The sequence below is a fragment of the Mycetocola manganoxydans genome (genome assembly GCF_003667545.1).
Classification (GTDB): domain Bacteria; phylum Actinomycetota; class Actinomycetes; order Actinomycetales; family Microbacteriaceae; genus Mycetocola_A; species Mycetocola_A manganoxydans.
In genome coordinates this window covers 48,206-70,578 of record NZ_RCUV01000012.1, presented here as the reverse complement: position 1 = coordinate 70,578, position 22,373 = coordinate 48,206, and the positions used below count along the sequence as shown (strand labels likewise).

The following is a 22,373-nucleotide window of genomic DNA, read 5'->3' as shown; positions in this document are numbered from 1 at the left end:
GCAGGAATATCATCGAAAAATGCCGGAGATCGATTCGGATGCGACAACCCAATATCCCCCACAGAGAATCCGGCTCCCACACGCACTGAGCCCGTTCCGCCTGGGGCAGTACCGCCTGCTGGCCGGCGCCCTGACACTGTCTCTCCTCGGCGCGGGCATGTGGATCGTCGCCGTGGTGTGGCAGGTGATCGCGCTCGGGGGAGGACCGGCCGAGCTGTCGCTCGTCGCAACGGGCAACGCCATCGGGATGCTCGTCGCAGTGCTGTTCGGCGGCGTGCTCGCCGACCGGGTCCCGCAGCGCAACATCCTGCTCACCGTCGAGGCGGTCAAGACGGTGTTCATCACGGCGACCGCGTCCCTCGCGCTCTCCGGGCTGCTCGAACTGTGGCATCTCGTCGCCGTCACCTGTGTCCTCGGGCTCGCAGACGGATTCTTCTATCCCGCCTACTCAGCTCTGCTCCCGGCGATCCTGCCCGCCGGGGAACTGCTCGCCGCGAACGGCGTCGAGGGGATGCTGCGTCCCACGATCATGCAGGCCGCAGGTCCCGCCCTCGCCAGCGCGGCGATCGCCGCCCTGAACCCCGGGCTGGCATTCGCGCTCGTCGCTGGGGCCCAGGCTCTCGCGGTCACGGGCCTGGTCCTCATCCGTACGACACCGGTGAGGCGCGAGATCGGCGAGCCACAGCATCCGCTCGTTGCCCTCGGAACGGACCTGCGCGAGGGCTTCATCTACATGTGGAGAACGCCCTGGCTGCTCGGAACGTTGCTGTACGCCTGCCTGCTGATCCTCGTCATCATGGGCCCGATCGAGGTCCTGCTCCCGTTCGCGGTTCGCGACCAGACCGGGGGAGGCCCTGCGGCATTCGCGCTCGCGCTCGCCGCGTTCGGAATCGGCGGCGCCATCGGTTCGCTCGTCGTCGCGTCGATGAAGCTGCCGAGGCGTTACCTCACCATCATGAACCTGCTCTGGGGTGCCGGGTGTCTCCCGCTCGTCGTTATCGGAATCACTTCGCAGCTGTGGCTCATGGTTATCGCCCTGTTCATCGTCGGATTCACGTTCTCGGCAGCGACCGTGATCTGGGGCACCCTTCTCCAGCGCCGGGTGCCTCCGTCGCTTCTCGGCCGGGTGTCGAGCCTCGACTTCTTCGTGTCGCTCACCCTCATGCCGGTGTCGATGGCGCTCGCCGGTCCGGTGGGTGAGGCGATCGGGCTGACTCCCGCGTTCTTCGTCGCCGGTGCGGTTCCCGTGGTTCTCGCGGTCGCGACGATCCTGCTGTTCCGATTGCCGCGCGACGAGATCCAGCATCCGCTCGACGCGGATCCGGATGCTCCGCCGGTCGCGTCGGAGGAGGTCGGCGAGGACCAGGCTCCCCTTCCGGAGCCTGGGCCCCGCCCCGAGTGAGCGTCATTTGCGACGACGACGGCCGTTTGCAATACTGGAGCGTCCTGTCCCCGACGTAAGGCACACCAGTGAAGTTCGAAGGTTCCGCGCCAGTCCCCGCGCGCTGACGACCTTTCTCTTCGCCTTTTCCCGGCTCCGGTCTTCAGCGCTTCCGCTGAACACTTAGGAGTTGTATGCCTTTACGCACGATGACGTCCGTCACGCTGACGGATCTTTCTTTCGCCTGGCCGGACGGCGAAATCGCCCTCGCCGGAATCACCGGTTCTTTCGGTACCGGCCGCACCGGTCTCATCGGCGCCAACGGATCAGGCAAGTCGACTCTCCTGCGCCTTATCGCAAGAGAGTTGACCCCGACATCCGGTTCGATCACGACCTCAGGTGAGGTCGGCTACCTTCCCCAGTCGTTGACGCTCCGGGTGGAGTCGACCGTCGCCGAACTCCTCGGCGTCGCCGACAAGCTCTACGCCATGCGGGCCATCGAGTCCGGCGATGTCTCCGACCGGCAGTTCGATGTGCTGGCTGACGACTGGGACATCGAGTCCCGGTCGCACGCGGCGCTCGAGCAGGTTGGTCTCCCGGCTGACGCGCTCGAGCGGAGGCTCGACCGGATCTCGGGCGGAGAGGCGATGCTCGTGGCGACGGCGGGGCTCCGGCTGCGGCGCACGCCGATCACTCTGCTCGACGAACCCACCAACAACCTCGACCGGAGGGCGAGGGCGCGACTCGGTTCCCTCCTCACCTCGTGGCCGGGCGCGTTGATCGTCGTCAGCCACGACGTCGCACTCCTCGATCGAATGGATGACACGGCCGAGCTCTACGGTCACCGCCTGTCCGTGTTCGGCGGCGGCTACAGCGCATGGCGTGAGCACCTTGACATCGAACAGTCCGCTGCCGCCCAGGCGGCGCGCACAGCGGAGCAGGCGGTGAGAGTCGAGAAGCGGCAACGGATCGAAGCCGAGGCAAAGCTTGCGACCCGGACGCGGATGGGGCAGAAAGCGTACGAGAACAAGCGTGCGCCGAAGATCATCATGAACAGCCGCCGGTCCGAAGCTCAGGTGTCAGCGGCGAAGCTCCGCGCCGGACTCGATGCCGACGTTCAGACTGCGCAGGCCACTCTGGACGCTGCCGAAGCTCGCCTGCGGGACGCGAAGAGCATCCACGTCGACCTTCCCGACCCCAGCGTGTCGGCCGGCAGGCGCATCGCTGAATTGCGCGCTGCCAACACCACGGTGATCCTGCAGGGTCCGGAGCGCATCGCGCTCGTCGGTCCCAACGGGATCGGCAAGACGACACTGCTCGAGGATCTCGTCTCGCAACGGATGCCAGGGGCCGGGCCGGTACGAACACACCTGGGAACCGACCGGGTCGGGTACCTCCCACAACGGCTCGACGGGCTGGACGAGCAGGCGAGCATGCTCGAGAACGTCGAGCGTGCGGCGCCTGGCGTTCCTCCAGGCGAGCTGCGCAACCGGCTCGCCCGGTTCCTGCTTCGGGGCGACAGCGTCCATCGTCCGGTCGCGACACTGTCCGGCGGGGAGCGATTCCGCGTCTCGCTCGCGCGGCTCCTGCTGGCCGACCCGCCCGCGCAACTTCTCGTGCTGGACGAACCGACCAACAACCTCGACCTCGACAGCATCGATCAGCTCGTCGATGCGCTCCGCAGCTACCGGGGAGCCCTTCTTGTCGTGAGCCACGACGATGCGTTCCTCGAGCGTCTCGGTCTCGACGCGGTGTGGGAACTCGATGTCGACGGCAACCTCACCGAAGCGGATGCGACGTGACCGTCAGCGGTCGGGGTCGGGGTCGCTGTCGGGGTCGCGCTGGGCGCGGCGAACTCTTTGCTCGTCACGCAACAGGAGCACCAGGCCGGCCATCCCCACCGCCACCCCGACGATGAGGAGCCACGCGAGGATGGTGCCCAGATTCCGGACGATCAGGTCCGCGAACAGGACGAGAAGGATGGTTGCGATCGCCAGCCCGCCAAGGATCCCGAGCGCGATGTTCACCCATTGCGGTCCAGAACACTCGGCACGCCGGGTGAATCGGTCCGGGCCGGGTGAAAACGTGTCGTCCGCGGGCGCGCAGGGGTGGGCGGATGCGACGCCTTCGTTGGCGGTCCGGGGTCGCGTCGAGGCGGCACGCCAGCCGCGTTTTCACCCACTGCGGTCCAGAACACTCGGCACGCCGGGTGGATCGGTCCGGGGCGGGTGAAAACGCGACTCCGCGGGCGGGCGAGGAACGGATGCTGGCCGGCTCAGCTGAGTGCGGCGAACGCCATCCGCTCGAGTACTTCTCGCAGCTCATCGCGGGGGAGTTGCTGCCCGCTGTACGGTGTCGAGTTCATCAGACCGAAGGTTGCGTGGGCGCGGATCCGCAGTACGGCGACCTTGGTGTCCGGCTGCATCCGCTGCAGGATGTCGACCCACAACTCGACGTACCGTCGCTGAAGCGAACGGACCGTGTGGCGGTCTTCCTCCGACAGGCTGTCGAAGTCGCGGTCCTGCACGCGGATAACATCGGGGTTGCTGAGGGCGAACCGCACATGGAACTCGACGAGGGCGCGGAGGGCGAGCTCGCCATCCGGCGCTCTCTCGACGACAGTCGTGCCGCCGTGCAGCAACTCGCGGCTGACGTCGATGAGGATCGCGGCAAGAAGTGCCTGCTTGCTCTCGAAGTGACGATAGACGGCGGGCCCGCTCATCCCGACCGCTGAACCGAGGTCTTCGATCGATACCCCGTTGAACCCGCGCTCGGCGAACTGGCTGGCCGCTGCATTCAGCAGGGCCTCGCGCCGCTGGGCTTTGGCCTCGCTGCGACCGACGCGAATCGAGCCCGAGTCAGAGACGTCGGGCCCGCGAACCAGTTGGGTGTCGTCGACCATGGCGTACTCCCGAAAGCGAAGCTGAACATTTGAGTTAACCGATACTAACCCCAATCGGAACACCATCGTCTGGACATTTCAGTTAGCTCGCACTAACCTCAATACCAGTTAGTGACGCCTAACCGAACGGTTCCGGCGTTGTCGCGCACAAGGGACTGTCAATGCAGACACTGATCTCGTCGATGTCATCGTCGAGCGAATCGTTTCGCCGGAACGCCGATGAGCAACGTGCTCTCGTCGATGCCCTGAGGGCGCGGCTCGCTGCTTCGGCGAAAGGCGGCCCGGAGAAAGCCCGTTCCCGTCACGTGGACCGCGGCAAACTGCTGCCGCGCGACCGCATCGACGAGCTCCTCGACGAGGGCAGCCCGTTCCTCGAGGTCGCGCCGCTCGCGGCATCCGGACTCTACGATGACGAAAGTCCGGGAGCAGGGGTGATTGCCGGGATCGGCCTCGTCCACGGTCGGCACGTGATGGTGATCTGCAACGATGCCACGGTCAAGGGCGGCACCTACTACCCCCTGACCGTGAAGAAGCACTTGCGCGCGCAGGAGATCGCCCTCGAGAACCGGCTTCCGTGCATCTGCCTCGTCGACTCCGGGGGTGCGTTCTTGCCGATGCAGGACGAGGTGTTCCCGGATCGCGATCACTTCGGCCGGATCTTCTACAACCAGGCGCAGATGTCGGCGCGGCGCATCCCGCAGATCGCCGCGGTGCTCGGGTCGTGCACTGCAGGAGGCGCCTATGTGCCCGCGATGAGCGACGAGACGGTGATCGTGCGCAACCAGGGCACGATCTTCCTCGGCGGACCTCCGCTCGTGAAAGCGGCGATCGGAGAGATCGTCACGGCCGAGGAGCTCGGCGGTGGTGAACTGCACGCGAGCGTGTCAGGAGTGGTCGACCACCTCGCAGAGGACGACGCCCATGCCCTCGCGATCGTGAGGGACATCGTCGCGACTCTGCCACCGGCATCCGCCCCGGACTGGTCCGTGATCGACAGCCGGGAGCCCGAGGTGCCCGCCGCTGAGCTCTATGGGATCGTCCCCGTCGACGTGCAGGGGTCATATGACGTGCGCGAGGTGATCGCGCGGCTCGTCGATGGGAGCGAGTTCTCCGAGTTCAAGAAGGAGTACGGGACCACCCTGGTCACCGGATTTGCGCGCTTGCACGGACACTCCGTCGGCATCATCGCGAACAACGGTGTGCTCTTCTCCGAATCGGCGCAAAAGGGTGCCCACTTCATCGAACTGTGCGACCAGCGCGGCATTCCGCTGATCTTCCTCCAGAACATCTCCGGCTTCATGGTCGGCCGTGACTATGAAGCGGGCGGGATCGCCAAGCACGGCGCGAAGATGGTCACCGCCGTGGCGACAACTCGGGTGCCGAAACTGACCGTCGTGATCGGCGGATCGTTCGGAGCAGGCAACTATTCGATGTGCGGCCGCGCCTACTCGCCGCGCTTTTTGTGGATGTGGCCGGCGAGCCGCGTCTCCGTCATGGGTGGCGCTCAAGCCGCGGGAGTCCTCGCCACGGTGAAACGCGATGCACACGAGCGCGCCGGAACCGAGTGGACCGCCGACGACGAGGAAGCGTTCAAAGCGCCCGTCCGCGAACAGTTCGAGCAGCAGGGCAGCCCCTACTACTCGACGGCTCGGCTCTGGGACGACGGCATCATCGACCCCGCCGACACCCGCACGATACTCGGCCTCGCCCTCGACGTCTGTGCCAACGCCCCGCTGCCCGAGCCAGGCTTCGGCCTGTTCCGGATGTGACATCGTGAATACCAAGACCCCGTTCGGCACCGTCCTCATCGCCAACCGTGGCGAGATCGCGTGCCGCATCATCCGCACTCTCCGCACGCTCGGCATCCGCTCGGTCGCGGTGTACAGCGACGCCGACCGCGACGCGAAACACGTGACGGATGCCGACGCCGCCGAGCGCATCGGGCCGGCGTCTGCCGCACAGAGCTACCTCGACATCGATGCGGTGATCCGCGCCGCGACAGCGAGTGGTGCAGACGCGATCCACCCCGGCTACGGTTTCCTGTCGGAGAACGCCGCCTTCGCCCGGGCGTGTGCCGACGCGGGCATCGTGTTCATCGGACCTGGCGTCGACGCGCTCGAGGTGATGGGCGACAAGATCCGCTCCAAGAACCACGTCGCCGCGAGCGGGGTGCCCGTGATCCCCGGGGACTCACGACCGGGGCTGAGTAACGCCGAACTCACCGAGGCCGCTGAGGAGGTGGGCTACCCGCTGCTCATCAAACCGTCCGCGGGTGGTGGGGGCAAGGGAATGCACTCCGTCTCGGATCCGTCCGAACTGGAGGAAGCGCTCATCACCGCTCGCCGGGTGGCAGCGGCGGCGTTCGGCGACGACACCCTCTTCCTCGAGCGACTCGTCCCGAGCCCGCGCCACATCGAGGTGCAACTGCTCGCAGACACGCACGGCGGCGTCATCCACCTGGGGGAGCGCGAATGCTCGCTGCAGCGCCGGCACCAGAAAGTGATCGAAGAGGCGCCGTCCCCGCTCCTCGACGACGAGACCAGGGCGAGGATCGGTGAGGCCGCCTGCCGCGTGGCCGAGAGCGTCGGCTACGTCGGCGCAGGAACGGTCGAGTTCCTGGTCTCCGCCGAGCGACCGGACGAGTTCTTCTTCATGGAGATGAACACGCGGCTCCAGGTGGAACACCCGGTGACCGAGGAGGTGACCGGGCTCGACCTCGTCGCGGAGCAGATTCGCATCGCCGCGGGGGAGCAGCTGCGACTGGCCCAGTCCGATGTCAGCCTGACCGGGCATGCGATCGAAGCGCGCGTCTACGCGGAAGACCCTGAGCGCGGGTTCCTTCCGGCGACGGGCACCATCCTTGCCCTGCGCGAGGCGACCGGTGCCGGCGTGCGCGTCGACAGTTCTCTTCATTCAGGGCTCGTCATCGGCAGCGACTACGACCCGATGCTGGCGAAGGTCATCGCGCACGGTACCGATCGAGCCGAAGCGCTCGTGCGGCTCGACCGGGCGCTGGCAGACACCACCATCCTCGGCGTTCGCACCAACATCGAGTACCTGCGCCTGCTCCTCGCCGACGAGGATGTCCTGGCAGGACGCCTCGAAACCTCGCTCATCGACCGGCGCCTTTTCGGGCTCACGTTCCGCCGCCCGGAAGACGAACACCTGGCGGCTGCGGCGCTTCTCCTGCACGCCGAGCGCGAGAAGCGGTCGACCGGGTCCCCGTGGAGCCGCCCCAGCGGGTGGCGACTCGGCGACCACCGCCCGACCTCCTACCTCTTCGTCGGTGGAACCGAGGGCAGCGAACCCGAGGCCGTGCGCGTCCTCGGCGACGCGCGCGGAGCATCCGTCACCGTCGGAACCGGACCGGCGACCGCCGCCGCCCTCCGCCGGGTGAACGGCGACGACTACTCGGTGGTGTGGGGCGACGAATCCCGGATGCTCCGCCTCCTCTCCGCGGGATCCTCCGTCTGGGTCCACGACTCCGGTTTCAGTGCGGAGTTGCGTGTGCTCACGCGTGAGCAGGTGCTCGCCACCCGCCTCGCGTCGATCGAACGGGCCGGTAAACCGGAGAGCCCCGACGTGCGCTCGCCGATGCCGGGAACGGTGATCAGCGTCGAGGCGACCACGGGCGACAGCGTCGAAGCGGGGGCTGCTCTCGTCGTCGTCGAGGCGATGAAGATGGAGCACAAACTCACGGCATCGGTGGCGGGTACCGTCACCGTTCACGTCGCACCCGGAGACCTCGTCAAACTCGACCAGGTCGTCGCCACCCTCAGCCCGCCCGCTTCGCCCTCGACTGTCGAAGGAGACACCGAATGAACACCGAACTCAACGAAGCCCAGCAGAGAATCGTCGACGAGGTGTACGACTTCGCCACGACCGTCGTCGCCCCCGCCGCCTACTCGTATGACACCGAACGCCGCCTTCCGATGGAGATCATCGCCCAGATGGGCGACATGGGCCTGTTCGGGCTTCCGTTCCCGGAGGAGTACGGCGGGCAGGGCGAGGACTACTTCACCCTCTGCCTCGCGGTCGAGCAGCTCGCCCGCGTCGACCAGTCGATCGCGGTCACGCTCGAAGCGGGGGTCGGACTGGGTGCGATGCCGGTGTTCCGGTTCGGTACCGACGCGCAACGCGAGCAATTCCTGCCGATGCTTGCCAAGGGCGAGGCGCTCGCCGGGTTCGGGCTGACCGAGGCCGAAGCCGGCTCGGACGCTTCGGCGACGAAGACCTCGGCGACGCTTGATGGCGGGGAATGGGTGATCAACGGCACGAAGCAGTTCATCACCAACTCGGGTACGCCGATCACCCGCCTCGTCACGATCACCGCGGTGACCGGTGAGAGCGAGCGGCCGGACGGCACGATCAAGAAAGAGCTGTCGACGATTCTCGTCCCGACTCCGGCGGAGGGATTCACCGTCGAGCCCGCCTACGACAAGGTCGGCTGGCACACCTCGGACACCCACCCGCTCACGCTCCGGAACGTCCGCGTTCCCGAGGTGAATCTTCTCGGCAGGCGTGGCCGCGGCTACGCCAACTTCCTTGAGGTCCTCGATGAGGGCCGCATCGCATTCGCCGCCCTCTGTACGGGCGCCGCCCAGGGTTGCGTCGACGAAGCGGTGCGGTACGCGGCCACCCGGAACGTGTTCGGCCGCAACATCGGTTCCAACCAACACATCGCGTTCAAGATCGCGCGGATGGAGGCCCGTGCCCTGTCTGCGCGGATGGCGTACTACCACGCGGCATCCCTCCTGCTCGCGGGGAAGCCATTCAAGAAGGAGGCGTCGATCGCGAAGCTGATCAGCAGCGAAGCAGCGATGGACAACGCCAGGGATGCCACGCAGATCTGGGGCGGGTACGGGTACCTCAACGAGAATCCGGTTGCCCGCCACTACCGCGACTCGAAGATCCTCGAAATCGGTGAGGGAACGAGCGAGGTGCAGCTCATGATCATCGCGAGGGAACTGGGTTTCGAGGCCTAGGCTGTGGCGATGACTGAGCAACGGCGCACGATCGAACAGCGCGGACTGTACTTCGAGGAGTTCGACCTCGACGCCAGGTACCTGCACCGACCGGGGCGAACGGTGACCGAGGCCGACAACGTGTTCTTCACGACGATGACGATGAACACGCAGTCGCTGCACCTCGACGCCGCGTGGAGCGAGGAGCAGCCGTTCGGGCAGCGCCTGGTGAACTCGATGTTCACCCTCTCCACGGTCGTCGGTGCATCGGTGGCACAGCTCACCCAGGGCACCATCGTCGCCAACCTGGGGTTCGACTCGGTGCGGTTTCCCGCGCCGCTGTACCACGGCGACACCCTCTACTCCGAGACGGTCGTGCTGGGCAGGCGTCTCTCGGCATCCCGGCCGGGCCAGGGCATCGTCACCCTCGAGCACACCGGGCGTAACCAGCACGGCGACGTCGTCGTCACCGCCGTGCGAAACACTCTCGTCCTCTGCCTCGAGGGCGCCGGATGAACGGGTTCGAGCTCGGTCCCTCGCTGTTGTTCTGCCCCGCTGACCGGCCGGACCGGTTCGAGAAGGCGGCCGCGCGGGCGGATGCCGTCATCCTCGATCTCGAAGACGCCGTCTCGCCGGAACGCAGACCGGATGCGCGGCTGGCCCTCGCGAAGCATCCGCTCGACCCCGAAGCCACCATCATCCGCCTGAACCCGGCCGGCAGCGCCGACTTCGATGCAGATCTCGAGGCTGTCGCAGCGACCGACTACCGGCTCGTCATGCTCGCCAAGACAGAGTCCGCTGCCGACATCGATCGGGTGGGTCCCGGTTATCGCGTCGTCGCGTTGTGCGAGACCGCCCGCGGGGTTCTGGCTGCGCAGGACATCGCCGAGCATTCGTCGACCGTGGCCCTGATGTGGGGTGCAGAGGATCTCGTCGCGTCGCTCGGCGGCACCGCCAGCCGGAACGGTGACGGTCGCTATCGTTCGCTCGCCCTCCACGCCCGGTCGACTGTGCTTCTCGCCGCGGGGGCGTCCGGCCGGGCAGCCATCGATTCGGTGTATCTCGACATCGGGGACCTGAGCGGACTCTTGGAGGAAGTTCAGGATGCCGCGGCGTCCGGATTCTCCGCAACGGCCTGCATCCACCCCGGCCAGGTCGCCACGATCCGGGCCGGCTACGCCCCGGAACCCGCCCAGCTTGCTGCTGCCAGAGCCGTCCTGGAGGCGGCGGAAACCCACCGGGGAGTGTTCCAGCTGGACGGTGTCATGGTGGACGAACCGGTGCTTCGCCACGCTCGAAACATCCTCCGGAGAAGCGGCTCCGAGTAGCTCCTCGACGCCGATACCAAATCGTTACCAAGTATTTGTCGTGGCGACACCGCTGCGGTCGGCCGGTGTCGGAGGACTGGCATATTCTGGCCTCAGGTGCGGGGGCGCTGAGTCTCTTGCATCCCGCAAAATGACGGGCAAAGAGGGTGAAATCAGTGAGCAGGATGATGCCGCGACTATTCGCGTCCGACGCTCCTGACGCCGGGCCCGCCGACATGCGACCGACCGGCTCCGAACCGGCTCGCGGCAGGCACGCCGGTGCTCCTGAGATGCACCCCTCATCTCCGATCCCCGTGATGGGCGATGGTGCCGGCCTCGGTGCCGCCATCCGGCGCACTCTGGGTGACACCGACCTGAGCGTCTTCCCGCTCGCGCTCGGCTCGAGCGTTTTCGGCTGGACAGCCCAAGTCGACGCGAGCGCCGCGATTCTCAACCGGTATTACGACTTCGGCGGCAACTTCATCGACACCGCCGACAGCTACTCCGCCGGCCGGAGCGAGCACATCATCGGTCAGTGGATGTCGCGCAGGCGCAACCGCGACGACATCGTGCTTGCCACCAAGATCGGGAATCACCCGGACAACCCGGGGCTCGGCCCCGTCGCCATGGTGCGCGCGGTCGAGGCGAGCCTCGAGCGGTTGCAGACCGACCACATCGACCTGCTGTACTTTCACCTCGACGACCGCTCGGTTCCGCTCGAGGACACCCTGGGCACCGCCCAGTGGCTCATCGAGTCCGGCAAGGTGCGGTACCTCGGCGCATCCAACTTCTCGGCTGAGAGGCTCGTCGAAGCACGGATCCTCAGTGCGGCCGGCTACCCGCGGATCGAAGCGCTCGAGACGCACTACAGCCTGTTGCACCGCCAGCCGTTCGAGGGAGACCTCGGGCTCGTCAGTCGCGGGCAGGGTCTTGGCGTCATGCCATACTTCGGGCTCGAAAACGGGTTCCTCACCGGCAAATACCGCTCGCGGGCCGACCTCGACGGATCCACACGGGCCGCCAGGGTTGCCAGGCACCTCAACCGCAATGGACTGCGCGTCCTGAACGCGCTCGACGCCGTGGCCGCTGAGCACAACGCGCCTGTCGCATCGATCGCCCTCGCCTGGCTCCTCGCCAAAGCGGGTGTGGTCGCACCCGTCGCGAGTGCGTCACGGCCGGAGCAGGTCGACGCCCTCGTCGGCGCGACCGCGATCCGCCTCACGCGAGCGCAGGTCGTCGAACTCGAACGCGCCGCCCGCGCCTGACCGGGTCGTGCCCCCGGATGGGCGTGAGACAGGACGCGCCCGCTGCCGTAGGCTGGAACACGATGAACGGCGCCGTTGAATTCCCGCTCGATGTTGCCGAGCTGTCCTTTGCTGCATCCGGAGACGCCCTCGTGCGCCGGACAGTCCTGCCCAGCGGTGTACGAATCCTGAGCGAACACGTGCCGGGCAGCCGCAGCGCGACCCTGGGCTACTGGGTCGCCGTGGGCTCACGCGACGAGCGGGGCGGTGAAACGCCCGGTGCCTCCGAATCCGGCTACGGATCCACTCACTTCCTCGAGCACCTCCTCTTCAAGGGAACTCCGACGCGCACCGCATTCGACATCGCGATCGCCTTCGATTCCGTCGGCGGAGAGCACAACGCCCTGACCGCCAAAGAGCACACCTGCTACTACGCGAAAGTCCGGGACCACGACCTTGGCATGGCGGTCGAGGTCATCGCGGACATGCTCACCAGCAGCCTCCTCGACGCCGATGAATTCGAGAACGAACGCGGAGTCATCCTCGAGGAACTCGCGATGGCGGAGGACGACCCGGGTGACGTGGTCAGCCAGAGACTCTTCGAAGCCGTCCTCGGCGACCACGCACTCGGCCGCCCGATCGGCGGAACCCCGGATGCCATCCGCCAGGTCACCAGGGATGCAGTGCTCGCTCACTACCGTGAGAACTACCGCCCCCAGGATCTCGTCATCACAGCAGCCGGCGCCGTCGACCACGACGCGCTGGTCGCCGGAGTGACGACCGCACTGACCGCCGCCGGATGGGACCTGTCGGCGACTGCCCGCCCGGTCGAGCGCCGGCACCAGGGCGACTCACCGGTGACACGAGGTGCCGTGCTCTCGGTCGAAACCCGTCCGATCGAGCAGGTTCACCTGCTCATCGGGTTCCCCGGGCTTGCGGCAGCAGATGATCGCCGTCTCACCATGGGTGTGCTCAGCTCCATCCTCGGCGGCGGGATGTCGTCGCGCCTGTTCCAGGAAATCCGCGAAAAGCGTGGCCTCGCGTACTCGGTCTATTCGTTCTCGGCGTCGTACTCCGACGCGGGCGTCTTCGGTCTCTACGGCGCGTGTTCGCCGGCCAGGGCCCGCGAGGTGGCCGACCTCATGCTCGACGAACTCCGGCGCCTCGCAACCGACGGCATCACCGACGATGAACTCGCGCGGGCGAACGGGGCGCTCTCCGGGGCATCCGCTCTCGCGCTCGAGGACTCGGACACCCGGATGTCGCGGCTCGGCCGGGCCGAAATCACCCTCGGTGAATTCCTCGACCTCGACGAGAGCCTGCGCAGGCTCGCTCTCGTCACCACAGATGACGTGCAGGCGCTGGCCGCCGATCTCGTCGCCCGCCCACTTTCCCTCGCTGCCGTTGGCGCCGTCGATGATGACGTGTTCGCCGGATTCGGTGAGGACAACAGGAGTACGTCGTGACCCAGACCATTTACCTCGTGCGCCATGGCGAACAGCAGGACGCCGAACACGGACTCGGCGACGGCCCGCTGTCTCCCCGCGGTCGCAGGCAGGCGCAACTGCTCGCCGAACGCATTGGAGGGTTGCCCCTCACAGCAGCGCACCACTCTCCGCTGCAGAGGGCATCGGAGACGGCGCGGATCATCGGTGAGCGGATGCCGTCGATCGTCTCGGAGCCGACAGCGCTCCTCATGGACTGTGTGCCGACCGGCAGCACCGATGAGATGCCGTCGGCGTACCTGCCGTTCTTCGGCTCGGTGACCGAGGCTGAGATCGAGGCGGGAACGGCACAGATGGCGGATGCCGTCGCCGAGTTCCTCGCACCCCGGAAGGGTGACCGGCACGACCTGCTGATCACCCACAACTTCGTCATCGCGTGGTTCGCGCGCGAGGTACTCGGAGCGCCGGAGTGGCGCTGGATGACGCTCGACCAGGCGCACTGCGGGATCACGATCATCCAGCGGAAGCCGGGACGGCCGTGGACGCTTCTCGCTCACAACGATCTGGCGCACCTGCCGATGGAACTGCGCACAGGATTGCCGGACGCTCCGCTGATCTGACGCCGCGGCATCCGTTCGATGCGGTTCAGGCCGTCAGGGTCTTGCGGTACCAGGCGTTCGCGTTGGGGTTGTCGTTGTACGGTTCGACGCTCTCGTAGCCCATCGACCGGTAGAGGCCGCCTGCTGCGGTCAGGGTCGCGTTGGTGTCGAGCACGACTTCGGTCGCGCCGAACTCCGCCGCGCGCCGTTCGAGGTCGGCGAGGAGATCCTTGCCCCAGCCCTTGCCGCGCGTTTCCGGCCGAAGGAACAGGTGCTTGACCTCGTACTGATGAGGGGCGAGACGACGGATGCCGCCGCAACCGACAGCGCGTCCGCCGTCGCGCACGATCACGAAGACGCCGGCGGGAGGGTCGAACTGTTCGGGGGAGGGGAACGTGACGGCGTAGGTCCCGCCGACGAACGTGAGTTCACGGCTGGAGAAGTACTCGGACAGCAATTCGTGGGCGGTGGTATCGGTGACGGGAGCGGTCGTGAACTCGGGCATTCGTTCAGCCTAAACCGGCCGGGCGGCAACGGGGCGCGCTGTAGATTGGAACCATGGTTACGAGCGTGGCAGTGGTTGGTGCGAACGGCACGATGGGGCGGTTGTTCACGCGTCTGATCGACGAGGCACCCGGGTTCGAGGTCACCGCTCGACTCGGTTCGTCGAGTGCCCTCACCGAGATGGACGGTGCGGACATCGTCGTCGACGTCACGGCCCCAGCCGTCTCACCTCACGTCGTCGAGCACGCACTCAACTCCGGCGCGAACGTTCTCGTCGGCACCTCCGGCTGGTCACAGGAGAGGCTCTCCGCGCTGCGGACCCGCCTCGCGGATGCCGACAACGGCGCCATCATCATCCCCAACTTCTCGCTCGGTTCGGTTCTCGGCACCACGCTCGCCACCATCGCCGGCCGTTTCTTCGACTCGATCGAGATCGTTGAAGCGCACCGAGCAGCGAAGGTCGACTCGCCGAGCGGTACGGCCGTGCGCACCGCTGAGCTGATCGGCCAGGCACGCGCCGGGCTCGGACCGGTCGAAGCGCCACACGTCGACCAGCGCGCCCGCGGACAGCAGGTGTCGAGCATCCCGATCCACAGCCTCCGCCTTGCCGGCGTCGTCGCCCGCCAGGAGGTCACGTTCGGTGGAACCGGGGAAACGCTGACGATCACCCACAACACGGTGGACGGCAGTTCGTACGAGAAGGGCATCCTGCTCGCCCTCGAGGCAGCCCGCACCGCGACTGGACTCACCGTCGGGCTCGAGAATCTCATGGATCTGGGGATCACCCGCGCATGACCACCCGTATCGGGGTCGGCGTCATGGCCGCACTCCTTGTTCTGTACCTCGTGGTCGTCGGCGACCGCGCTTTCAAGTTCCTCGCGACGGGGCAGCCGGTCGCGATCGTCATCGGCGTCGCCCTGCTCGTGCTTCCGGTCATCGGCGTCTGGGCTCTCGCGCGTGAGCTGATGTTCGGCGTCCGCGCCGAGCGCCTCGGACGTATCCTCGAGGCGGAAAATGCCCTTCCCGCCAACGAGCTGCCGGTGCGGCCCAGCGGTCGGCCGGAGCGGGATGCCGTCGACGCGATCTTCCCCGAATACCGGGCGGCCGTCGAGGAATTCCCGGAGGACTGGCGCGCCTGGTACCGCCTCGGCATCGTGTATGACGGTGCTGGCGACCGCAAGCGTGCGCGGCACGCGATCCGTGAGGCGATCAAGTACAGCTCGGCGCGCTGACGGGTTCTCGCAGCGGCGGCGGCATCCGTCGATCGGTCCCAAACGGTTGTTCCCGCGATCGATCGGTCCCAAGGGGTCGTTCCCGCGATCGATCGGTCCCAAGGGGTCGTTCGTGGTCGGCGTGCATCGCCCTTTGGGCCCGATCGATGGGTGCTGCGCGATGGTGAGCGTGTGGCATCCGCCGAATCGCCACGAAATGTCACTTCACGTGCCTTCGTAGCGCAGATCGTGGCGTTTCGTGGGCGCGGTGCAGCAGTTTGTGGTCACTCGAGCGTTGGCGTCGAGGTCAGTTTCGGTTGATCTGTCGTCAGCGGATGCTCATGTGTTCGATCGGTCCCAAACGGTTGTTCCCGCGATCGATCGGTCCCAAGGGGTCGTTCCCGCGATCGATCGGCCCCAAAGGGTCGATCGTGGTCGGCGTGCATCGCCCGTTGGGACCGATCGATGGGTTGTGCGCGATGGTGAGCGTGTGGCATCCGCCGAATCGCCACGAAATGTCGCTTCACGTGCCTTCGTAGCGCGAAGTGTGGCGATTCGAAGCCAGCGAGCAGCAGTTTGCGGTGACTCGACGCGTCAACGACGCCGGCGAAGCGCCGCGTCCACGGCCTGCTCGACCGTCGTGTGCCTGAAGACATACCCGTCGTCGAGGAGCCGCTTCGGGTGCGGATGCTGGTCCACGAGCAGCAGGTCGCGGGCGGCGTCCCCGAGAACCGCCGTCACGGCAAAGCCGGGCACCGGCAGGAAGAACGGTCGTTTCATGCGCGCGGCGAGGTGCCGCATCAGGTCGTTCGCCGACCCGGGGGTCGGGCCGACGAGGTTCACCGGACCGGACACGGTGCCGTCGAGCACGTGCAACAGCCCACCGATCTCATCGTCGAGGCTCACCCACGGCCACAACTGCTTCCCGCCGGCGAGGGGCCCGGAGATCCCGGCGCGCGTCAGCACCAGGAGCGGTTTGAGCACGCCGTCGGTCGCGACGACGATACCGCTCCGCGCGAGGACCACCCGGGTCACATCCGCCGCCCGCAGCGCCGTGCGTTCCCACTCGGCGGTCACATCGCTCAGGAACCCGGTGCCGCGCGGACTCTCCTCGGTGAGCTCCTCCCGCGGGCGAGAACCGTAGAACCCGGACGCTGACGCACTCACGAAGACCTCAGGCGCAACCCGGGCGGCGGTGATGGCGGTGACGAGCGTGCTCGTCGCATCGATCCGCGACGACAGGATCTCCCGCTTGTAGCCGGAGGTCCACGGTAGACGCCCAATGGATGCCCCCGACAGGTTCACGACAGCGGTCGCCCCGTCGACGACACCGGCATCGAGCCGGCGCTCGGCCGGGTCCCACAGCACATCGCCCGGGCCGGGGTTCGCGCGAACCAGGCGCACCACCTCGTCGCCGCGGGCGCGAAGCGCGTCGGTGAGTGCTGTTCCGATGAGGCCGGACGCACCGGCGAGAACGACGCGCTTCACAGCATCCGCCCGCTTCTTCGCGCCGACGTCAGGCGAGGCTCGCCTCGATGGTGATCGTGATCCCGGCAAGCGCCTGCGACACCGGGCAGGTCGCCTTGGCCTCGTTGGCGATGCGGTCGAAGTCTTCTTCGCTGATGCCGGGCACATTCGCGCTCACGAGCAGGTGGCTTCCGGTGATGCCTGTCCCCGGCTGGAACGTCACAGCCGCCGTCGCCTGGATGCTCTCCGGCGGGTTTCCGGCTTCGGTGAGCATGTTCGAGAACTGCATGCTGAAGCACGCGGCGTGCGCGGCCCCGAGCAGCTCTTCCGGAGTCGTGACGCTGTCTGACCCTTCGGCGCGGGCCTTCCAGTTCACGGGCAGTTTCGCGGCTGTCGACGAGTCAAGCGAGACGGTGCCCGAGCCCTCGAACAGTGTTCCATTCCATACGGTCGTTGCTTCGCTGGTTACAGCCATGGTGTCCTCCAAGAAATGCTCGCGCGGCGGTCTCGCCGCACAGCCGAGCCTAACGGGAAGCCCCCACGAGGTCACCCGCTTGCGGAGCATCCCCAGCGGATGCCACACCGCACACGGATGCGACGGCATCCGCTCGCGCGGAAAGGCCCCCGGGGTACGCTTGGAGCCATGGCTGAGACGATCCCCACCCCGTACGAGGACCTCCTGCGTGACACTCTCGAGAACGGCACCCGCAAGGGTGACCGAACGGGTACAGGGACACGGAGCGTCTTCGGGCGCCAGCTCCGGTTCGATCTCGCCGAGGGCTTCCCGCTGATCACGACGAAGCGCGTGCACTTCAAGTCCATCGCGTACGAATTGCTGTGGTTCCTGCGCGGCGAGAGCAACGTCGGCTGGTTGAAAGAGAACGGCGTCAGCATCTGGGACGAATGGGCAGACGCCGACGGCGAACTCGGCCCGGTCTACGGTGTGCAGTGGCGCTCCTGGCCCACCCCCGGCGGTGACACGATCGACCAGATCTCCGAGGTGATCGAAGCGATCCGCACCACCCCTGACTCCCGCAGGCTCATCGTCTCGGCGTGGAACCCCGCCGACATCCCGACCATGGCGCTCGCGCCCTGCCACGCGCTGTTCCAGTTCTACGTGGCAGACGGCAAACTGTCGTGCCAGCTGTACCAGCGCAGCGCCGACCTCTTCCTCGGCGTTCCGTTCAACATCGCGAGCTACGCACTTCTCACCCACCTCGTCGCCGACCAGGTCGGGCTCGAGGTCGGAGATTTCGTTTGGACCGGCGGTGACTGCCACATCTACGACAACCACGTCGAGCAGGTCACCGAACAGCTCACGCGTGACCCGTACCCGGCGCCGAAACTTCGGATCACCGCGAAACCGGACGACATCTTCGGGTACTCCTTCGAAGACCTCGTCGTCGAGGGGTACCAGCACCACCCGGCGATCAAGGCTCCGGTGGCGGTATGAGCCTCCCACGCGTCGGGCTGATCTGGGCCGAGGCGCGAAACGGAACCATCGGCAAGGGCGGGGTCCTTCCCTGGCATCTCCCGGAGGACCTCGGTCATTTCAAGGAGATCACCCTCGGCAGCCCGGTCGTGATGGGCCGCAGAACCTGGGAGTCCCTCCCCGAACGCTTCCGCCCACTGCCGGGGCGCCGCAACATCGTGATCACCCGCCAACCGGAATTCGAGGCGGAAGGGGCAGACGTACGCAACTCGCTGGCATCCGCTCTCGAACTCGCCGCGACGGACACCGGCACCGACGGCATGGTCTGGGTGATCGGGGGAGCCGAAGTGTTCTCAGCGATCGTCGACACCGCCGACCGCCTTGAAGTGACGACGATCAACGCCGACATCGATGGGGATGCTGTCGCTCCAGCGATCACGGAACGCTGGCACGTCGCCGCGGAGGACCCCGTCGATGCCTGGCACACGGCCGCCAACGGCACCGAGTACCGTTTCGTCCGCTACGAGTCGCGCTGATCCGCCGCGCACGAGACGTCATTGCGGTGCGGCCGCGCCAGCACCCGGTACCCTGATACCTGTGTCTAACGTCGTGAATCCCTTCGGTCAGGTCCTCGTAGCGCTCGTCACCCCCTTTACCGCTGACGGTGAAGTCGACTGGCCCGGCGTCGAGAAGCACATCGACGACGTCATCACCGCTGGAGCCGACGGCATCGTCGTCACCGGAACGACGGGGGAGACCTCCACCCTCACCGACCCGGAGAAGCTGCGTCTCGTCGAGATCGGCAAGTCCGTCTCATCCGGCCGGGCGAAGATCATCACCGGCGGCGGATCGAACGAGACCGCCCACGCCATCGACCTCTACAAGAAGAGCGAGAAGGCCGGCGCAGACGGTGTCATGATCGTCACGCCGTATTACAACAAGCCCACCCAGGCGGGCGTTCTCACCCACTTCCGGATGATCGCGGATGCCACGGACCTGCCCGTGATCCTCTACGACATTCCCGGGCGTACCGGCATCCCGATCACCTACGAGACGATCCTCCGCGCCGCGAAGCACCCCAACATCCTCGCGGTGAAGGACGCCAAGGGTGACTTCTCCGAGGTCAGCCGGGTTCTCAACCAGACCGACCTGCTCTACTTCTCCGGCGACGACGCCAACGCCCTCCCGCACCTCTCCATCGGTGCGGCAGGACTCATCGGGGTCACCGCCAACATCGCGGCGACGCCGTACCGCCAGATGGTCGACGCCGTCAACGCCGGAGACCTCACCGCGGCAACCACCGCACACAAGCAGCTCGAGCCCCTCGTCCGTGCCGTGATGACTCACGTGCCGGGAACAGTGGCCGCAAAGTACATCCTGCACGGGCTCGGCCGCATTTCGAGCCCGCGCGTTCGCCTCCCCCTCGTCGGACCAGAGGAATGGGAAGCAGCACAGATTGAAGACGAGATCGATCTCGTCCGGAACATCCCGGGAGTGGACTTCTCCAACTTCCGTCCAGACCGCAACGCGGCAGCTGGCGGTGCACTGCCTCAGGTGCACGGCACCACTCGCTGACGCACACATCCAAGGAGGGCATATGCCCACATCCGTTTACAATCCGCCTGCCCTGAAGAAGGGGACGCTCCGCGTCATCCCCATCGGTGGCCTCGGCGAAATCGGCCGGAACATGACAAGTTTCGAGATCGACGGCAAGATCCTCATCGTCGACTGCGGCGTGCTGTTCCCCGAGGAGCACCAGCCGGGCGTGGACCTCATCCTGCCTGACTTCAGCCCGATCAAGGACCGCCTCGATGACATCGTCGGCGTCGTCCTCACCCACGGTCACGAGGACCACATCGGCGCGGTTCCTTACCTGCTGCGCCTGCGCAAGGACATCCCGCTGATCGGTTCGGGCCTGACCCTCGCGCTCGTCGAGGCCAAGCTCAAAGAGCACAGGATCCAGCCGTACAGCCTCACCGTCACCGAGGGCCAGAAGGAACAGCTGGGCCCGTTCGATCTCGAGTTCGTCGCGGTCAACCACTCCATCCCTGACGCTCTCGCCGTCGCCATCAAGACCGACGGAGGCACCGTCCTTGCGACCGGTGACTTCAAGATGGACCAGCTGCCGCTCGACGGCCGCCTCACCGACCTCCGCGAGTTCGCCCGCCTCGGTCAGGAGGGTGTCGACCTGTTCCTCGTCGACTCCACCAACGCCGACGTCCCCGGCTTCACCCCGCTCGAGCGGTCCATCGGCCCGGTCCTCGAGCAGGTCATCTCCAAGGCGCCGCGACGTGTGATCGTCGCGAGCTTCTCGAGCCACGTCCACCGGGTGCAGCAGGTGCTCGACGCCGCCCACGCCAACGGTCGCCGCGTTGCACTGCTCGGCCGTTCGATGGTCCGCAACATGACCATCGCCGCTGACCTCGGCTACCTCAAGGTTCCCGAGAACGTACTCATCGACTACAAGAAGGCCAAGGACATCCCCGACGACAAGATCGTCTACATGTCCACGGGTTCGCAGGGCGAGCCGATGGCCGTTCTGAGCCGCATGGCCAACATGGATCACGCGATCGAGGTGGGGGAGGGCGACACCGTCATCCTCGCCTCGAGCCAGATCCCCGGCAACGAGAACGCCATCTACCGCGTGATCGACGGCCTCACCAAGCTCGGTGCGAACGTCGTTCACAAGGGAAATGCGAAGGTACACGTCTCCGGTCACGCCGCCGCGGGCGAACTGCTCTACTGCTACAACATCATCAAGCCCAGGAACGTGCTTCCCGTTCACGGTGAATACCGTCACCTCGTCGCCAATGCGAAGCTCGCGATCGACACAGGGATTCCCGAGGAGAACACGATCCTCGCCGAGGACGGCACCGTCATCGACCTCAAGGACGGCGAAGCTCGTGTCGTCGGCCAGCTCGAGATCGGGTTCGTCTACGTCGACGGCTCCAGTGTCGGCGAAATCACGGACGCCGACCTCAAGGACCGACGCATCCTGGGTGAAGAGGGCTTCATCTCGATCATCGTCGTCGTCGAAGCGCAGACCGGCAAGGTCATCGTGGGCCCCGAGATCCACGCCAAGGGATTCGCCGAGGACGACCGCGTCTTCGACTCCGTCAAGCCCAAGATCGTGCAGGCCCTCGCCGAAGCCGCGAAGAATGGCGTCCGCGACCCGCACGCCCTCTCGCAGATCGTGCGTCGTACTGTCGGTCGCTGGGTCAACACGTCCTACCGCCGCCGGCCGATGATCGTGCCGCTCGTCATCGAGGCGTAACCCCGCCATCGAATTGCCCGGTTTCGCGGGTCCCGGCCCGCCCGGACCCGCGAAACCGGGCAATTCGTGTTTGTTCATCCGGGCGAAACACTGGCGGCGTAGCATCCGTCTCATGGCCGGGTTCACCCTCCGGGAAGCGACGGGCAGCGATGCCCGCTTCCTCGGCGACATGCTCGTCGAGGCGTCCGAATGGATGCCTGGACGCACGCGGTCACGCATCGACGTCCTCTCGGACCCTGACACAGCGAAATACATCGACCGCTGGCAACGGCCGGGGGACGCGGGAACCGTCGCAGTCGACAGCGCCGGTTCACCGATCGGCGCCTGCTGGTTCCGGCTCCTTCCCGTGCACAATCCCGGTCGGGGTTTCGTCGCGTCCGGCGTTCCCGAGCTGACTCTCGGGGTCGTGCCGGTGTGGCGGGCGCAGGGTGTCGGCCGGGCGCTCATCTGTGCGGTGCTCGAGCAGGCCCGAAGCGCGGGCTATTCACGGCTGAGCCTTAACGTCGGCCGGGCGAACTACGCCCAGCGCCTGTATCTCAGCGAGGGGTTTCTCCCGGTAGTGCGCGGTCCCGATTCCGACACGATGGTGCGAATCCTGCGCTGACCCCTGGACCGGACTGGCCCGGGTCAATGCGGGGCAAAG

The 22,373-nt window shown here is 66.8% G+C and carries 22 protein-coding genes; 17 read left to right on the top strand and 5 right to left on the bottom strand.

Annotation, left to right across the window (positions count from 1 at the left end; genetic code table 11):
- Positions 1-19: 19 nt before the first annotated feature.
- The gene (locus tag D9V29_RS11230) at positions 20-1,402 is read left to right on the top strand and encodes an MFS transporter (protein ID WP_121673419.1); all 1,383 of its coding nucleotides are present in this window, start codon (positions 20-22) and stop codon (positions 1,400-1,402) included.
- 173 nt (positions 1,403-1,575) lie between these two features.
- Positions 1,576-3,183, top strand: a complete 1,608-nt coding sequence (locus D9V29_RS11225; RefSeq protein ID WP_121673418.1) for an ABC-F family ATP-binding cassette domain-containing protein — start codon at positions 1,576-1,578, stop codon at positions 3,181-3,183.
- A gap of 3 nt (positions 3,184-3,186) precedes the next feature.
- Here the strand turns inward: D9V29_RS11225 and D9V29_RS11220 are convergent, their stop codons facing one another.
- Complete coding sequence (locus D9V29_RS11220; protein WP_121673417.1) at positions 3,187-3,408, bottom strand: hypothetical protein; 222 nt, start codon at positions 3,406-3,408, stop codon at positions 3,187-3,189.
- Between the two features lie 248 nt (positions 3,409-3,656).
- Positions 3,657-4,283 carry an SACE_7040 family transcriptional regulator gene (locus D9V29_RS11215; RefSeq protein WP_121673416.1) on the bottom strand — a complete coding sequence of 209 codons (627 nt, stop codon included), beginning with the start codon at positions 4,281-4,283 and terminating at the stop codon, positions 3,657-3,659.
- 161 nt (positions 4,284-4,444) lie between these two features.
- On the opposite strand from D9V29_RS11215, the gene D9V29_RS15145 reads away from it, so the two are divergent.
- The 8 genes from D9V29_RS15145 (at position 4,445) to D9V29_RS11180 (ending at position 13,863) form a co-directional block, all read left to right on the top strand.
- Positions 4,445-6,052: a carboxyl transferase domain-containing protein gene (locus D9V29_RS15145; RefSeq protein WP_308428574.1), complete on the top strand. Its 1,608-nt coding sequence runs from the start codon at positions 4,445-4,447 to the stop codon at positions 6,050-6,052.
- Positions 6,053-6,056: 4 nt separating this feature from the next.
- Positions 6,057-8,105, top strand: coding sequence for an acetyl/propionyl/methylcrotonyl-CoA carboxylase subunit alpha (locus D9V29_RS11210; protein WP_229790538.1), 2,049 nt, complete (start codon positions 6,057-6,059; stop codon positions 8,103-8,105).
- The gene (locus D9V29_RS11205; RefSeq protein WP_121673414.1) at positions 8,102-9,268 is read left to right on the top strand and encodes an acyl-CoA dehydrogenase family protein; all 1,167 of its coding nucleotides are present in this window, start codon (positions 8,102-8,104) and stop codon (positions 9,266-9,268) included. The genes D9V29_RS11210 and D9V29_RS11205 overlap by 4 nt, the downstream gene beginning before the upstream one ends.
- Positions 9,269-9,277: 9 nt before the next feature.
- Positions 9,278-9,763, top strand: a complete 486-nt coding sequence (locus D9V29_RS11200; protein ID WP_121673478.1) for a MaoC family dehydratase — start codon at positions 9,278-9,280, stop codon at positions 9,761-9,763.
- Positions 9,760-10,575, top strand: coding sequence for an HpcH/HpaI aldolase/citrate lyase family protein (locus D9V29_RS11195; RefSeq protein WP_121673413.1), 816 nt, complete (start codon positions 9,760-9,762; stop codon positions 10,573-10,575). Before D9V29_RS11200 ends, D9V29_RS11195 begins: the two co-directional genes overlap by 4 nt.
- A gap of 167 nt (positions 10,576-10,742) precedes the next feature.
- Positions 10,743-11,819, top strand: a complete 1,077-nt coding sequence (locus D9V29_RS11190) for an aldo/keto reductase (protein WP_373294837.1) — start codon at positions 10,743-10,745, stop codon at positions 11,817-11,819.
- 62 nt (positions 11,820-11,881) lie between these two features.
- Complete coding sequence (locus D9V29_RS11185; protein WP_121673412.1) at positions 11,882-13,264, top strand: M16 family metallopeptidase; 1,383 nt, start codon at positions 11,882-11,884, stop codon at positions 13,262-13,264.
- On the top strand, positions 13,261-13,863 hold the full coding sequence (locus D9V29_RS11180; protein ID WP_121673411.1) for a histidine phosphatase family protein: 603 nt from the start codon (positions 13,261-13,263) through the stop codon (positions 13,861-13,863). Before D9V29_RS11185 ends, D9V29_RS11180 begins: the two co-directional genes overlap by 4 nt.
- Before the next feature lie 25 nt (positions 13,864-13,888).
- On the opposite strand, the gene D9V29_RS11175 is transcribed toward D9V29_RS11180, so the two are convergent.
- Entirely contained in the window at positions 13,889-14,347 is a 459-nt protein-coding gene (locus tag D9V29_RS11175; protein ID WP_121673410.1) for a GNAT family N-acetyltransferase, read from the bottom strand.
- A gap of 53 nt (positions 14,348-14,400) precedes the next feature.
- On the opposite strand from D9V29_RS11175, the gene dapB reads away from it, so the two are divergent.
- Both dapB and D9V29_RS11165 read left to right on the top strand, forming a co-directional pair.
- Positions 14,401-15,141 carry a 4-hydroxy-tetrahydrodipicolinate reductase gene (dapB, locus tag D9V29_RS11170; protein WP_121673409.1) on the top strand — a complete coding sequence of 247 codons (741 nt, stop codon included), beginning with the start codon at positions 14,401-14,403 and terminating at the stop codon, positions 15,139-15,141.
- A complete protein-coding gene (locus D9V29_RS11165; protein WP_121673408.1) occupies positions 15,138-15,578 on the top strand; it encodes a tetratricopeptide repeat protein in 441 nt (146 codons plus the stop codon). Before dapB ends, D9V29_RS11165 begins: the two co-directional genes overlap by 4 nt.
- 573 nt (positions 15,579-16,151) lie before the next feature.
- Here the strand turns inward: D9V29_RS11165 and D9V29_RS11160 are convergent.
- Together D9V29_RS11160 and D9V29_RS11155 are read right to left on the bottom strand one after the other, a co-directional pair.
- The gene (locus tag D9V29_RS11160; RefSeq protein WP_229790537.1) at positions 16,152-17,045 is read right to left on the bottom strand and encodes a TIGR01777 family oxidoreductase; all 894 of its coding nucleotides are present in this window, start codon (positions 17,043-17,045) and stop codon (positions 16,152-16,154) included.
- A 28-nt stretch (positions 17,046-17,073) separates the two neighbouring features.
- The gene (locus tag D9V29_RS11155) at positions 17,074-17,499 is read right to left on the bottom strand and encodes an OsmC family peroxiredoxin (protein ID WP_121673406.1); all 426 of its coding nucleotides are present in this window, start codon (positions 17,497-17,499) and stop codon (positions 17,074-17,076) included.
- A gap of 168 nt (positions 17,500-17,667) precedes the next feature.
- Between D9V29_RS11155 and D9V29_RS11150 the strand changes: the two genes are divergently transcribed.
- From D9V29_RS11150 to D9V29_RS11130, 5 genes are all read left to right on the top strand, one after another.
- Entirely contained in the window at positions 17,668-18,477 is an 810-nt protein-coding gene (locus tag D9V29_RS11150; RefSeq protein WP_121673405.1) for a thymidylate synthase, read from the top strand.
- Positions 18,474-18,992 (top strand): dihydrofolate reductase, encoded by a 519-nt coding sequence (locus tag D9V29_RS11145; RefSeq protein WP_121673404.1) that lies wholly within the window; start codon positions 18,474-18,476, stop codon positions 18,990-18,992. Before D9V29_RS11150 ends, D9V29_RS11145 begins: the two co-directional genes overlap by 4 nt.
- A 61-nt stretch (positions 18,993-19,053) precedes the next feature.
- On the top strand, positions 19,054-20,031 hold the full coding sequence (gene dapA / locus D9V29_RS11140) for a 4-hydroxy-tetrahydrodipicolinate synthase (RefSeq protein ID WP_121673403.1): 978 nt from the start codon (positions 19,054-19,056) through the stop codon (positions 20,029-20,031).
- A gap of 22 nt (positions 20,032-20,053) precedes the next feature.
- Positions 20,054-21,730 (top strand): ribonuclease J, encoded by a 1,677-nt coding sequence (locus D9V29_RS11135; RefSeq protein ID WP_121673402.1) that lies wholly within the window; start codon positions 20,054-20,056, stop codon positions 21,728-21,730.
- 112 nt (positions 21,731-21,842) lie between these two features.
- The gene (locus tag D9V29_RS11130) at positions 21,843-22,334 is read left to right on the top strand and encodes a GNAT family N-acetyltransferase (RefSeq protein WP_121673401.1); all 492 of its coding nucleotides are present in this window, start codon (positions 21,843-21,845) and stop codon (positions 22,332-22,334) included.
- Positions 22,335-22,373: the final 39 nt, after the last annotated feature.

Coding starts and splice junctions, on each gene's coding strand:
- D9V29_RS11195 (WP_121673413.1), top strand. CDS start 9,760: ATGAACGGGTTCGAGCTCGGTCCCTCGCTGTTGTTCTGCCCCGCTGAC.
- D9V29_RS11225 (WP_121673418.1), top strand. CDS start 1,576: ATGCCTTTACGCACGATGACGTCCGTCACGCTGACGGATCTTTCTTTC.
- D9V29_RS11145 (WP_121673404.1), top strand. CDS start 18,474: ATGAGCCTCCCACGCGTCGGGCTGATCTGGGCCGAGGCGCGAAACGGA.
- D9V29_RS11165 (WP_121673408.1), top strand. CDS start 15,138: ATGACCACCCGTATCGGGGTCGGCGTCATGGCCGCACTCCTTGTTCTG.
- D9V29_RS11175 (WP_121673410.1), bottom strand. CDS start 14,347: ATGCCCGAGTTCACGACCGCTCCCGTCACCGATACCACCGCCCACGAA.
- D9V29_RS11190 (WP_373294837.1), top strand. CDS start 10,743: ATGCCGCGACTATTCGCGTCCGACGCTCCTGACGCCGGGCCCGCCGAC.
- D9V29_RS11185 (WP_121673412.1), top strand. CDS start 11,882: ATGAACGGCGCCGTTGAATTCCCGCTCGATGTTGCCGAGCTGTCCTTT.
- D9V29_RS11130 (WP_121673401.1), top strand. CDS start 21,843: ATGGCCGGGTTCACCCTCCGGGAAGCGACGGGCAGCGATGCCCGCTTC.
- D9V29_RS11150 (WP_121673405.1), top strand. CDS start 17,668: ATGGCTGAGACGATCCCCACCCCGTACGAGGACCTCCTGCGTGACACT.
- D9V29_RS11205 (WP_121673414.1), top strand. CDS start 8,102: ATGAACACCGAACTCAACGAAGCCCAGCAGAGAATCGTCGACGAGGTG.
- D9V29_RS11200 (WP_121673478.1), top strand. CDS start 9,278: ATGACTGAGCAACGGCGCACGATCGAACAGCGCGGACTGTACTTCGAG.
- D9V29_RS11215 (WP_121673416.1), bottom strand. CDS start 4,283: ATGGTCGACGACACCCAACTGGTTCGCGGGCCCGACGTCTCTGACTCG.
- D9V29_RS15145 (WP_308428574.1), top strand. CDS start 4,445: ATGCAGACACTGATCTCGTCGATGTCATCGTCGAGCGAATCGTTTCGC.
- dapB (WP_121673409.1), top strand. CDS start 14,401: ATGGTTACGAGCGTGGCAGTGGTTGGTGCGAACGGCACGATGGGGCGG.
- D9V29_RS11230 (WP_121673419.1), top strand. CDS start 20: ATGCCGGAGATCGATTCGGATGCGACAACCCAATATCCCCCACAGAGA.
- D9V29_RS11155 (WP_121673406.1), bottom strand. CDS start 17,499: ATGGCTGTAACCAGCGAAGCAACGACCGTATGGAATGGAACACTGTTC.
- D9V29_RS11135 (WP_121673402.1), top strand. CDS start 20,054: ATGCCCACATCCGTTTACAATCCGCCTGCCCTGAAGAAGGGGACGCTC.